The sequence below is a fragment of the Streptomyces sp. NPDC048751 genome (assembly GCF_043198595.1).
In the GTDB taxonomy this organism is placed as follows: domain Bacteria; phylum Actinomycetota; class Actinomycetes; order Streptomycetales; family Streptomycetaceae; genus Streptomyces.
The window spans coordinates 141,829-154,085 of sequence record NZ_JBICUX010000017.1; the positions used below are offsets into that span (position 1 = coordinate 141,829).

Annotated in this window: 12 protein-coding genes and 1 pseudogene; 4 read left to right on the top strand and 9 right to left on the bottom strand. The window is 72.7% G+C overall.

Annotation, left to right across the window (positions count from 1 at the left end):
- Nucleotides 1-64: 64 nt before the first annotated feature.
- On the top strand, nucleotides 65-1,462 hold the full coding sequence (gene mptB / locus ACGFNV_RS39345) for a polyprenol phosphomannose-dependent alpha 1,6 mannosyltransferase MptB (protein WP_393629481.1): 1,398 nt from the start codon (nucleotides 65-67) through the stop codon (nucleotides 1,460-1,462).
- Nucleotides 1,459-2,871, top strand: a complete 1,413-nt coding sequence (locus ACGFNV_RS39350) for a glycosyltransferase family 87 protein (RefSeq protein WP_393629483.1) — start codon at nucleotides 1,459-1,461, stop codon at nucleotides 2,869-2,871. Before mptB ends, ACGFNV_RS39350 begins: the two co-directional genes overlap by 4 nt.
- Before the next feature lie 59 nt (nucleotides 2,872-2,930).
- Here ACGFNV_RS39350 and ACGFNV_RS39355 read toward each other — a convergent pair.
- From ACGFNV_RS39355 to ACGFNV_RS39370, 4 genes and pseudogenes are all read right to left on the bottom strand, one after another.
- Nucleotides 2,931-3,767: pseudogene (locus ACGFNV_RS39355) on the bottom strand (D-alanyl-D-alanine carboxypeptidase family protein); the annotation flags it as partial.
- 104 nt (nucleotides 3,768-3,871) lie between these two features.
- The gene (locus ACGFNV_RS39360; protein ID WP_393629485.1) at nucleotides 3,872-4,303 is read right to left on the bottom strand and encodes an ankyrin repeat domain-containing protein; all 432 of its coding nucleotides are present in this window, start codon (nucleotides 4,301-4,303) and stop codon (nucleotides 3,872-3,874) included.
- Nucleotides 4,304-4,328: 25 nt separating this feature from the next.
- Nucleotides 4,329-5,477, bottom strand: a complete 1,149-nt coding sequence (gene rho, locus ACGFNV_RS39365; RefSeq protein ID WP_393629487.1) for a transcription termination factor Rho — start codon at nucleotides 5,475-5,477, stop codon at nucleotides 4,329-4,331.
- Between the two features lie 409 nt (nucleotides 5,478-5,886).
- Nucleotides 5,887-6,294, bottom strand: a complete 408-nt coding sequence (locus tag ACGFNV_RS39370) for a nuclear transport factor 2 family protein (protein WP_393629488.1) — start codon at nucleotides 6,292-6,294, stop codon at nucleotides 5,887-5,889.
- A 70-nt stretch (nucleotides 6,295-6,364) separates the two neighbouring features.
- Between ACGFNV_RS39370 and ACGFNV_RS39375 the strand changes: the two genes are divergently transcribed.
- Together ACGFNV_RS39375 and ACGFNV_RS39380 are read left to right on the top strand one after the other, a co-directional pair.
- On the top strand, nucleotides 6,365-6,928 hold the full coding sequence (locus ACGFNV_RS39375; protein ID WP_393629489.1) for a PadR family transcriptional regulator: 564 nt from the start codon (nucleotides 6,365-6,367) through the stop codon (nucleotides 6,926-6,928).
- Between the two features lie 5 nt (nucleotides 6,929-6,933).
- Entirely contained in the window at nucleotides 6,934-7,671 is a 738-nt protein-coding gene (locus ACGFNV_RS39380) for a class I SAM-dependent methyltransferase (RefSeq protein WP_393629491.1), read from the top strand.
- Here the strand turns inward: ACGFNV_RS39380 and ACGFNV_RS39385 are convergent.
- The 5 genes from ACGFNV_RS39385 to ACGFNV_RS39405 all read right to left on the bottom strand — a co-directional run bounded on the left by ACGFNV_RS39385 (nucleotide 7,656) and on the right by ACGFNV_RS39405 (nucleotide 12,110).
- Entirely contained in the window at nucleotides 7,656-8,822 is a 1,167-nt protein-coding gene (locus tag ACGFNV_RS39385; RefSeq protein ID WP_393629492.1) for a serine hydrolase domain-containing protein, read from the bottom strand. The two genes, ACGFNV_RS39380 and ACGFNV_RS39385, sit on opposite strands and share 16 nt — an antisense overlap.
- 110 nt (nucleotides 8,823-8,932) lie before the next feature.
- Complete coding sequence (locus ACGFNV_RS39390; RefSeq protein WP_393629493.1) at nucleotides 8,933-9,901, bottom strand: acetylxylan esterase; 969 nt, start codon at nucleotides 9,899-9,901, stop codon at nucleotides 8,933-8,935.
- Between the two features lie 124 nt (nucleotides 9,902-10,025).
- Nucleotides 10,026-10,610, bottom strand: a complete 585-nt coding sequence (locus ACGFNV_RS39395; RefSeq protein ID WP_393629495.1) for a hypothetical protein — start codon at nucleotides 10,608-10,610, stop codon at nucleotides 10,026-10,028.
- Nucleotides 10,611-10,741: 131 nt separating this feature from the next.
- The gene (locus ACGFNV_RS39400; RefSeq protein WP_393629527.1) at nucleotides 10,742-11,497 is read right to left on the bottom strand and encodes a ferredoxin reductase; all 756 of its coding nucleotides are present in this window, start codon (nucleotides 11,495-11,497) and stop codon (nucleotides 10,742-10,744) included.
- A gap of 7 nt (nucleotides 11,498-11,504) precedes the next feature.
- Nucleotides 11,505-12,110: a sulfite oxidase-like oxidoreductase gene (locus ACGFNV_RS39405; RefSeq protein ID WP_393629497.1), complete on the bottom strand. Its 606-nt coding sequence runs from the start codon at nucleotides 12,108-12,110 to the stop codon at nucleotides 11,505-11,507.
- Nucleotides 12,111-12,257: the final 147 nt, after the last annotated feature.

Genomic DNA, 12,257 nt, shown 5'->3' on the forward strand with positions numbered 1-12,257 from the left:
CGTCCCGAGAGGGGAGCGTCGCCTTCCGGCCACCCCGCGTTGCCACGCTGACCGAGTGTTGGCCATGGCTTTTCCCGTCGATCTCCGCCGCTGCCAGGTGCTGGGCCTGGCCGGTACCGCCTTCCTCGCGCTGGGCGGTGAGACGGCCGGTGCCCTACCCGCCCGGGAACTGCTGGCCCCGTCCTCGCCCCATGCCGCCCTCGGCCTGGTCGGCGTGTACTTCGGCGTCGTCCTGCTCATAGCGGCCTGGCTGCTGCTCGGCCGCCTGGTGCGCAGCGCCGACCCGCCGGCCCCCCGAGCCCTGCTGCTGGTCCTCGCCGTCTGGGCGACCCCGCTGCTGATCGCGCCGCCCCTGTTCAGCAGGGACGTCTACAGCTACCTCGCCCAGGGCGCCATGGTGGACGCGCACATCGACGTCTACGCGCACGGGCCCGCCATGCTCGGCGGCCCCCTCGCCGAAGAGGTCGCCCCACTGTGGCAGCACACCGCGGCCCCCTACGGCCCGGTGTTCCTCGCCCTCGCCTCCGCGCTGACCGGTCTCACCCACGGCGAACTCCCCGCCGGACTCCTCGGCATGCGCCTGGTGGCCCTGCTCGGCGTGGCCCTGATGGCGGCCGCCCTGCCCCGGCTCGCCCGGCACAGCGGCGCCGACCCGGCCGCCGCGCTGTGGCTGGGCGCGCTCAACCCGCTGGTCCTGCTGCACCTGGTGGCGGGCGCCCACAACGACGCCATCATGCTCGGCCTGCTGGGCGCGGGGCTCGTCGCCGCGCTCGGCAGGTGGCCGATCCTCGGGGCCGTCCTCGTCACGCTCGCCGCACTGGTCAAGGCGCCCGCCGCGCTCGGCCTCGTCGCCGTCGTGATGCTGCGGATGCGTGCCGGTCACCGTCCGGCCCGGGCCGTCCTGTCGACGGCGGCCGCGTCCGCCGCGACCACGGTGGCCGCCACGGCGCTCGCGGGCACGGGGTACGGCTGGATAGGCGCCCTGGACACCCCGGTCTCCCCGCACAACTGGGCGCTCACCAGCCTCCTGGGCCGGGCCACCGGCGCACTTCTTGAGCGGCTCGGCAGCGATCTGGCACCGCTCGCCGTCCCGGCCTGGCACGTCCTCGGGCTCGCGGTCACCGGGGCCCTCGTCCTCGCCATATGGTGGCGCGGCCGCGGGCGCCCCGTGTACGCGCTGGGCCTGAGCCTGGCCGCGGTGGCCGCCTTCGGACCGGCGATCCGCCCCTGGTACGCGCTGTGGGGCCTGTTCCTCATCGCCGCCGCCGCCCCGAACACCTCGACACGGCACCGCACGGCCGCCCTGACCGGAGTGCTGGCCCTCGCCGTCCTGCCGAGCGGCGGCCCGGCGGACACCGGCCAACTGGTGCTGGCCGTCTCCGGCGGAGTGCTCGCCGTGGTCGTCCTGTGGCAGGCCCACCAGGCGGCACAGGCCCCGGCCCTGGAAGGACGCACGGCATGACCAGGACGTACGGCACGACGAGGACCTACGGCGTGACAGGGCCCCGTACCGACCGCGGCCGGCTCCTCCTCGTGCTGGCCCTCGCCACCGCGGTCACCGTCTTCACCGCGACCGTGCCCCTGCTGCGCGACTGGTTCGACCTGCGCGTCTACTACGGCACGGTCGACAGCTGGATCCACCACGGCGGGCGGATCTACGACTACCAGGTGCCCGGCACCACTTACGGCTTCACCTACCCGCCGTTCGCGGCCGTCGCGATGCTGCCGATGGCGCTGGTCGGGCTGCACACGGCCATCGCGGTCGCCCTGCTGCTCAACCTGGCCGCGCTCGCCCTGGTGGTGCGCCTCCTGACCGGACGGGCGTGGCGACGGCACGGCTGGTACGGCTGCGCCCTGGCCCTGTGCGCCCTCGCCCTGTTCGAACCGCTCCGCGACACCTTCAGCTTCGGGCAGGTCAACGTCCTGCTGCTCGCCTTGGTCCTGGTCGACGGGTGGCTGCTGGCCACCGGACGCGGCCGCTGGGCGGGCGTCGGCATCGGTCTGGCGGCCGCGATCAAGCTGACGCCCGCGCTGTTCATCGGCCTGCTGCTGGTGGCGCGCAGATGGCGCGCCGCGGGTGTCGCGACGGCCGTCGCCGCCGCGGCGACGGGGCTCGCGGCCTGGGTGGCCTCGGACGCGTCCCGCTACTACTGGACGCAGGCGCTGTGGGACACCGACCGGGTGGGCCGCCTCGACTACGTCTCGAACCAGTCGTTGCAGGGCGTCCTGGCCCGCCTCGGTGAGCCGAGCCGCGAAGTCTGGGCGGCGACCGTGCTGTTGGTGCTGGGCGTGTGGGTGTGGCGGGCGCGTCGGGCGGTGGTGGTGGGGGACTGGCAGGTCGCCTTCGCCCTCACCGGGCTGACGGCCTGCCTGGTCAGTCCCATCACCTGGGTGCACCACCTGGTGTGGCTGCTGCCGAGCTTCGCGGTACTCCTGCGTGCCGGACACCCACGGGTCACGGGCGCGCTGTACGCGGTGATGTGCAGCAGCGTGGTGTGGCTGTGGTTCGACGACGCGTCCGGCATCGACGGCTTCCTCGGCGGCAGCGCCTACACCTGGATCACCCTCGGCCTCCTGCTGGGTCTGCCGATCGGTCAGCTGTCCAGTGTGCGCACCCCCATGAGCCGCAACGCCACTGCCACCGCGGCCGCGCCCAGAGCGGCGGCACCTGCGATCGCCGCCGCCTCCGACCAGCCGGGTCCTCCCTCCGGAGTGACCGCCGCCGCGACGGGCAGCGTGACGGGTCCCTGTCTCGGCTTGACCCGCAGCGCGTCCAACGACCCCACCGGATCGACCCGCCCCCAGGCCGCGAACCCCCAGTCGAGCAGCGCGCGCGCCTCCTCGTACACGGCGAACCCGCCACCCGCCTGAGGGTTCATCACCGTCACCACCAGCGTGCGCCCGCCGCGCTGTGCCGCAGCGACGAGCGTGTTGCCCGCTTCGCTGGTGTAGCCGTTCTTGATGCCGATCAGCCCCGGGTACCGCTCGACTCCGTCGGCCCCGGTCAGCAGGCGGTTGGTGTTGAGGATCGGGTGCGTCCCGCCGCGCCGGTCCGGGAAACCGGCCTGGACCGTGCCGCAGTACCGGGCGAAGTCCGGGTTGCGCAGGCCCGCCCGTCCGAACACGGCGAGGTCGTAGGCCGACGACACCTGGCCCGGGGTGTCGTAGCCGTCGGGGGAGAGGACATGGGTGTCGCGGGCGCCCAGGGAGCGGGCCTTTGACTGCATCCTGGCGGCCGTCGCACGCCAGCCGCCGTTGAGCGCGGCCAGGACGTGCACGGCGTCGTTGCCGGAGTTCAGGAACACCCCGTGCCACAGGTCGTCGACCCGGTAGGCGTGTCCCTCGGCGACACCGACGAGGGAGCTGCCGGGCCCGACGCCCGCCAACTCCTCCGTGCTGACCAGGTGCCGGACGCCGCCGGGGAGGACCGGCAGCACCGTGAGGGCGAAGAGCGTCTTCAGCGTGCTGGCGGGCGGCAACCTGCGGTGTGCGTCGTGCGCGGCGAGCACGGCGCCGGTGTGGGCGTCGGCCACGAGCCACGACAGCGCGGAGATTTCCGGGACCCTGGGCGCCCCCGGGTGCGGCCGGACCAGTGTGCCGTGGCGCTGGAGCAGGCTGGGGTGCGGGACCGCGGTCCTCGGCCGGTCCGGCGCTCCGGGGTCGGTTCCGCTCGGTGCGGCCGCCGCGACGGGGGTGAGGGCCAGGACACCCGCCGCGCAGACCGCGCAGGTCGACGCGGCCACCCGGGATGAGAATCCGATAGTCATATGATCAACGTAGAAACGGACCTCTCCGGCACCGCGCCGACCGCGCCGAACGCCGCGCGCGAGCACCCGGATGCCGCATGTGGCGGTGCGTGCGCGCGGACGGGTCAGGTGGCTTCTTCGCGCGGACGGGCCCCCGCCGCGAGCAGCAGCGCCGTCGTCTCGGGGTAAGGCCCTTTCTCCGCCCAGTCCAGCGGGGTCAGACCGGTGCCGTGGTCCTCGCGGAGGTTCGGGTCGGCGCCGTGATCGAGGAGCGCGCGCACCGCCTCGGTGTGGCCCCAGCAGGCCGCCGCGCACAGCGGAGTGCCTTCCGAGCCGTGTCCGCTCTCGGCGTCCGGCGGGGCGCCGGCCGCCAGCAGATGGCGGACGATGTCGGCGGCACCGTGCACCGAGGCCGCGTAGAGGGGGGTGGTGCCCTCGACGTCGGGCATCCGCGGATCGGCCCCGGCCCGCAGCAGCGCGCGGACCTCCGCGCTCCTGCCGAGCATCGCGGCGAAGACGAGACGCTTCGTCAGTTTCTTCTGTCGTCGTCGGTTCACGATCAACGACACTACCGGCCCGGCACTAGGCTCCCGGCAGGGTGGGCTGGATCCGGCGCAGGAAGGTCGCGTTGTCCGGGGTCTGCCGCATCCGCTCCAGCAGCGTCTCCACGTTGGCGTGTCCGTCACGGGTCTGCAGGGCCCGGCGCAGTCCGCGGACGGCGGTCAACTCGGCCGGGGGGAGGAGGAGTTCCTCGCGGCGGGTGCCGGAGGGGTTGATGTCGACGGCCGGGAACACCCGGCGCGAGGCGAGTTCGCGGTCCAGGCGGAGCTCCATGTTGCCGGTGCTCTTGAGCTCCTCGAAGTAGTAGTCGTCGGCGCGGGAGCCGGTCTCGACGAGGGCGGTGGCCAGGATGGTGAGGGAGCCGCCCTCCTCGGCGAGACGGGCGGCGCCGAAGAACCGCTTGGGGCCGTGCAGCGCGGCCGCGTCGACACCGCCGCTGAGGGTGCGGCCGCTGGACGAGGCCGCGTTGTTGTGGGCCCGGCACAGCCGGGTGAGCGAGTCGAGGAGGACGACGACGTCCTCGCCGGCCTCGACGAGCCGCTTGGCCCGCTCCACGACGAGTTCGGCGAGCGCGATGTGCTCCTTGGGCGCCCGGTCGAAGGTCGAGGCGTAGACCTCGCCGCGCACGGAGCGCCGCATGTCGGTGACCTCTTCGGGGCGTTCGTCGAGCAGCACCACCATCAGCCGGCACTCGGGGTGGTTGCCGGCGATCGCCGCCGCGAGCTGCTGGAGCAGCACGGTCTTGCCGGTCTTGGGCGGCGCCACGATGAGCCCGCGCTGCCCCTTGCCGACCGGTGCGATCAGGTCGGCGACCCGTCCGGTCAGCCCGGACGCGGGGTGTTCCAGGCGGATCCGCTCGCGGGGGTGCAGCGGTGTGAGGTCGCGGAAGTGTCGGCGGCCGCGCAGCTCTTCGGGCGCGCGACCGTTGACGAGCTCGACCTCGGTCACGGAGTTCCGGCCGCCGCGCACGCCGTCGACCAGGTCGCCCTTGCGGAGGCCGTGGCGGCGGATCAGCGCGGGGGAGACCTGCGGGTCGGCGGGCGTGGGCAGGCAGTGCGCGGCACGCAGGTGCCCCTTCCCGCTGCCGTCGATGTCGAGGACACCGGTCACCGGCTGGGTCTGGGGCTGGGCCTGCTGCTGTACGGGAGGGGGTTCGAGTGTGGTGGTCATGAACGGTGGTCCTTTCCAGGACGGGCGGCATGAGACATGCGAGGGAAGGGGGAGAAGCCGCGAGGGGAGCCGTGTCGCACAGGCTCCGGGCGGCGGAGAACATCACCTCGGGTACGGCGGAAAAGCACTGCTCACGAGGTGTGTGGAGAGCTGAACGGACAGACCGGAATCGGTGTGCGGTTCAGCGGACTGAGAAAAGTCGGCACCGGCGCCCACGACGGGGCGTGCACGAGTGCTGGCAGCAGCGTAACACCTGCCGCTGTTGTACGACACGCTGTTCTACGACACGGGCCGTTCTGATGCGGTCAACATCGCCCGGGTCTTTCGTATTCCCGGCGCTCGCCGGAGAGGGCGGGCCTGTGCCCGCCCTGCCGTCTGCCCCTGTACTCCAGCCGTTGTGAACCCGCGCTCACGAATTCACGGCGGACCGCGCCTCCGCGTCCTTCGCGATCTCCTCGAACCGGGCGCCCATGGCCGCCGCCAGGGCCTGTGCGCCCGACAACGGGCGGACCATGACCGTGAGTTCGTCGATCAGGCCGTTCTCGTCGACATGGATGAAGTCGCAGCCGCTCAGCTCGCGGTCGCCGACCCGCGCGGTGAACACCAGCGCGTGGTCGAGGCCGTCGGCGCCGGTGAGCTCCCGGTCGTACCGGAAGTCCTCGAAGACCTCCGAGACCGCGCGCAGGATCGCCGTGGTGATCGCCTTGCCCGGGTACGGCTTGAAGACGACGGGGCTGGAGAAGACGACGTCCTCGGCCAGCAGCGCCTCCACGGCGTCGAGATCGCCCGCCTCGACCGCCTCACGGAACGCGCGCATCGGATCACCTCGTGGTCAATTAATTGAGTAGGTGTCAAAGAGAATAATCACCCGCTGTTACGGTGTCCACATGTCCCTCAAGTACGCCGTCCTCGCCGCCCTGCTGGAGGGCGAGGCCTCGGGATACGAGCTCTCGAAGCTCTTCGACGTGTCCCTGGCCAACTTCTGGCCCGCGACGCCCCAGCAGCTCTACCGCGAACTGGAGCGCCTCGCGCAGGACGGGCTGATCGAGGCCCGGGTCGTGCAGCAGGAACGGCGGCCCAACAAGCGGATGTTCACTCTGACCGAGACCGGCCGGGAGGACCTGCGGGGCTTCGCCGAGGCGCCGCCGCGCCGGCCCACCGCCATCCGCGACGAACTCATGATCAAGGTCCAGGCGATGGACGGCGGGGACCCGCGCACGACCCACGCACTCATCGAGGAACGCATGACCTGGGCCCAAGGCAAGCTCGACCGCTACCGCCGGGTGCGTGAACGTCTTCTCGACGGCCGCACCGAGGAGGAGTACCTGAGCGAGGCCGACCGCGTCGGGCCGTACCTGACGCTCCTGGCCGGCATCTCCTTCGAGGAGGAGAACCTGCGCTGGTGCGAGCGCGTACGCACCGTCCTCGAGCAGCGCGTGACCCAGGGGTGACACGGATGTTCAGCCCCGAAGGCCCCACCCTGCGCGAACTCGCGGTCCAGGCGCTGTCGTCCGTGCAGCACGGCTACGACCTGCTCGCCCCCAAGTTCGACCACACACCCTTCCGTACGCCCGACGCGGTGCTCACCGCCGTCGCCTCGGCGCTGGAGCGGACGGGACCGTACGCCGACGGACTCGACCTGTGCTGCGGCACGGGCGCCGGGACGGACGTGCTGGCGCGGGTGTGCCGAGGCAGTGTGACCGGGGTCGATTTCAGCGCCGGGATGCTCGACGTCGCGAGGCGGCACGCCGAGGCAGCGGGCACGCGCGTGGCGTGGGTGCGCGCGGACGCCCGTGCCCTGCCGTTCCGGCCCGCCTTCGACCTCGTCGTGAGTTTCGGGGCGTTCGGGCACTTCCTCCCGCGCGAACTCCCCGGCCTCTTCGACCAGGTCCACTCCGTGCTGCGTCCCGGTGGCACCTTCGCCTTCCCGGTCCTCGCCCCGCCCCGCCCCTCGTCCCCGGCGTTCTGGATGCTGCTCGGCTTCGACGCGGTGATGCGGGTGCGCAACGCGCTCTGGCGGCCGCCGTTCGTCATGTACTACCGCGCCTTCCGACTCGGCGACGTACGGCGGGAGTTGGAGCGCGCCGGGTTCCGCGTGGACCTGCACGCCCTGCCCGAGTTCGGGACGAGGGGCGACGGAAGCCCACGCGTCCGGATGGTCGTGGCGCGCCGGTCCCGCTACAACGCGCCGTAAAGGGCCTCCACCAGCGCCATCTTCCGTGGGTCGTCGGCGATGCGAGGACCCATCCGGTTCATCACATACCCCAGCGACACCCCCGCCTCGGGGTCGGCCAGACCGCAGGAACCACCGAAACCGTCGTGGCCGAAAGCCCGTGGGTTGGGCCCGTACGAGCCGTTCGGCCCGCTCAGCCACAGGCCGAGCCCGATCTCCGTGTCGTGCCCGAACCCGGCGCCCAGCACCAGGTCACGGCAGCCGCCCTGCCCCTCGCGCACCCGTTCGGCCGCCTCCGGGGAGAGGAGCCGGTGGCCGGCGTACGACCCGCGGCCCGCGAAGATCCCGTACAGTGCCGCGACGGCGCGCGCGGTGCCGTGGCCGTTCGCCGCGGGGATCTCCGCGGCCCGCCACTCGGGCGTGTTGGCCTGACTCGCGCCGACCACCGGATTGGCCAGCGCGGCGATCGCGGTCGGCGTCAACTGACTGAAGGCCGCGGCTTGTTCACTGCTCGACGTGGCCGGCGGATGCACCAGCTCGGCGGCCCGCCCTGCCTCCTTCTCCGGCAGCCCGACGGTGAAGTCGATCCCGAGCGGCCCGGTCACCTCCCGCTCCAGGAAGGCACCCGGCAGCAGCCCCGACACCCGCCGTACGACCTCCCCGACCAGGAAGCCGTACGTCAGCGCGTGGTACCCGGACCGCGTCCCCGGCTCCCACCAGGGCTCCGTCGCCGCGAGCCGGGCGGTCGTCAGCTCCCAGTCGTAGAGCTGGTCGAGCGAGTGCTGCTCACGCAGCCCGGACAGGCCGGAGCGGTGCGACAGCAGATGCCGTACGAGGACCTTCTCCTTGCCCGCCGCGGCGAACTCCGGCCAGTACGCGGCCACCGGCGCGTCGAGGTCGAGCAGGCCCCGGTCGGCGAGGAGGTGTGCGCACAGCGCCACCGGGCCCTTCGACGTCGACCACACATTGACCAGCGTGTCGTGCTCCCACGGCCGGGTGCGGGCGGAGTCGGCCCAGCCACCCCACAGGTCGACGACGGTCACGCCGTCCATGGTGACCGCGAGGGCGGCGCCCAGCTCGCCCCGCTCGCGGAAGTTCTCCTCGAACGCCGTGCGCACCGAGGCGAAGTGAGCGTCGCAGTGGCCGTGGACCTGTGGCTGCGGTTGTGACATGTGCCCTCCGTCGTCCGCCGGGAGCCTGGCCGCGACAGCGCGACCCGGACGCCCCCGAACATACCGACTGGTCGGACGGCGGGGAAGGTCACCGGCCACTCCGGTACCTGTCAGGCGTACGACCGCAGCCAGCGCACCTTGGCCTCCTCGTGGAAGGGGCCGCCGCCCTCGTGGTCGTTGAACTCGTACACCTCGATGGCCTTGTCGTCGTGCGCCCAGGCGTTGAACGCGGCGAACACGGTCGACGGCGGGCAGGTCTGGTCCTCAAGCGCCGCCGAGAAGAGAGCCGGCGCCCGGCCGCGCGCGGCGAAGTGGACGCCGTCGAAGTAGGAGAGGGTGCGCAGGGCGTCCTCCTTGCGGCCCCGGTGCGTCTTGAGGAACAGGCCGATCTCACGGTACGGGTGACGGTCCGTCATCGTCGCCGAGCGCGGGAAGTCGCACAGGAACGGCACGTCCGGCGCGATCGCGACCAGGTCCGGGACCAGACCGCCGACCGCGAGGGTGATGCCGCCGCCCTGGCTGCCGCCGATCGCCACCGTCCGCGCGGAATCCGTCAGCGGGTGCGACCGGGCCGCCTCGACCGCCCGTACCGCGTCGGTGAAGACCCGGCGGTAGTAGTACTGCTCGGGCGCCTCGATGCCACGGGTCATGAAGCCCGGGTAGGACACCCCGGCGCCCACCGGATCCGCCGTGGCGCCTCCGCCACCCCAACCGCTGCCCTGGCCCCGGGTGTCCATCACGAAGTGGGCCCGGCCGGTCGACGCCCACAGCAGGTTCTCGTGCGGCAGGCCGCGTCCGCCGCCGTACCCGATGAACTCCACGACCAGCGGCAGCGGCTCCTCGGCCCCCGCGGGCAGCTTGAGCCAGCCCTTGACCGGGTGACCGCCGTACCCGGCGAACGTCACGTCGAAGACCCGCACGGTGCTCAGGCCCGTGTCGACGGGTTCGAAGCGGGCGTCCAGATCGTGCTCGCGGGCCTCCTGGAGCGTCTTGGACCAGAATGCGTCGAAATCCGCCGGTTCGGCGGACTTGCTGCGGTACTCGCGGAGCTCGTCGAGGGGGAGATCGAACAGGGCCATCAACAACCGCCTTTGTGAAGAGCGTGGTGAAGAGAGCGTGCGGATGATCACACGGTACGTGGGTGGTCGGACCACTGACCAGACGGCCTGGCGGCCGTCACGGGTGGTCGGATCTCGGTGGGCCTCAGGTGCGGCGGCGCGTCCACTCCGGCTCCGTGCGGGCCCACTCGCGTTCCCACTCGTCCAGACGGTGCCGCATCGCGACGCGGCGGACGACCAGGTGCCCGAGCAGGATCACGGCGGCGGCACCGCCCGCGGCGACGGTGCCCATGGCCAGGGTGTGCTGCCAGACCGCGGACTCTCCCAGCGGCGGATCGACACTGCGGCCCCGGGCGTCGAACCACACGTCGACCCTGTCACCGGTCCGTGTCCCCGCCGGCACGGTCGCCTTCGTCGTGTGCGGCCGCTCCCCGGGCTCCGTCCAGCGCACCGTCACTCGGTACGACTGCTCCCCGCCGCCCTCCACCGAGGGCAGCCTGTCCGGCGTCCTGCCGACGACCTCGGCACGCACCCGGTGCCGGTCCGCGCGCTGCTGCGCGGCGACCGTCCGTGCCTCGTCATGAGCCCACCAGCCGACCACCGTACCTGCCAGCGGCGCACCCACCAGCAGCAGGACGGCCACGATCAGCACCGTCCACCTCTCCACGACGTCGCACCGGCGTCGCAGAGGGTTGGGACGCCGGCCTGCGCCGTGCACCCGGGTTCGCATGTCGACCTCCTCGCCGTCACGCGTACGAGTGCCCACATGGATGTCGTACCCCGCTCACATGACATCCTTCACCCAACATGCACAAACAGGAAGAGTCGGGTTTTTCGCCTGATAATGCGCCGGGGAGTTCCTCAGCCGAACCGCTCGATCCTGATCCGCTCCACGGGCTGGCCCGCCTCCACCAGCAACCGCGAGGCGTGCTCGGCGAAGGCGTTGGAGCCGCACACGTAGGCCTCCCAGCCACCGGGCGGCTCCTCGGCCAGCAACGGTGCCACATGGGCGGCGGCGAGCCGCCCCACCGGCACCCCCTCCGGCGCGTTCCGCGTGAACACGGGCGTGGTCTCCGCGCCGTACTCGGCCGCGTAGATCAGGTCCTCGGGGCCGCGCGCGGACACCAGCAGCCGCAGCGGCACGGACAGCTCCCGCGCCCGGTGGTGCCGCACCATCGCCATCAGCGGTACGACGCCGGAGCCCGCGCCGATCAGCAGGGCGGCCCGGTCGCCGGGCCAGGCGAAGAACCCGCTCAGCGGGCCGCGCACCTCGACCCGGTCCCCGACCCGGGCCACCGTGTGGAACCAGCCGGAGACCTCGCCGCCGTCGACGTGGTCCAGGGTGAGCTCGATGTGCCCGGAGTCGTCGGGCGCGGACGCGAGCGAGTAGTGCCGCTGGGCCACGTACCCGTCCTCGGCGGTCAGCCGCAGCATCAGGTGCTGTCCGGGCAGGTGCCCGGCCCAGGCGGGCACGGCGAACCGGAAGGTGGAAGCGCGCGGGGTCTCGCGGCGGACCTCGGTGAGCGTGGCCGTCTGCCACTCGGCGGCGGCCCGGTCGCTCACCGGGATCCGCCCGGGCACCGCGAACCGCGTCGGGGGAGTGAAGGCCGGGGGCATGGTGGTCTCAGTCACCGGAGTACCGCTGCTCCTCCCAGGGATTGCCGCGGGCGTGGTAGCCGTTCTGCTCCCAGAACCCCGGCTCGTCGTGGTCGAGGATCCGGATGCCCGCGATCCACTTGGCGCTCTTCCAGAAGTACAGGTGCGGCACCAGCAGCCGCGCCGGGCCGCCGTGCTCGGGGTCGAGCGGCTTCCCCTCGTACGTGAAGGCGATCCAGGCCCGCCTGCCGGTCAGGTCCGCCAGGGGGAGGTTGGCGGTGTACCCGGTGTGCGAGTAGGCCACGGCGTGCGTCGCGGACGGATGCGGCCGCACGGCCTCCCAGACGGCGTCCAGGGACACGCCCCCGAACCGCACCCCGAACTTCGACCAGCCCGTCACACAGTGGATGTCACCTGCGTACTCCGACGCGGGCAGCGCGTGCGCCTCGTCCCAGTCCCAGGTGCGCGGCCGCTCCACCAGCCCGTCCACCCGGAACGTCCACTCCGCGGGCGCGAGGTCGGGCGTGACCTCGGCGGACAGGACCGGCCAGTCGTCGCCGGTGTCGTACTGACCGGGCGGCAGCCCGGCGTTGGTGACGCGGGGGCGGCCGGTGAAGCCTCGGGTGACGTGCATGCGTTCCACCGTACGTGCATGTCAGGAGTGCCCGGACCGCCGCCCGCCCCTCGCTCATGAAGGCCGTATGAACACCCTCGCGCCCCGGGAATAGCCGCCGAACTGGCGTTCTTGGCTCCTGGTGCCGAGCCGGTGGAGCCTACGACC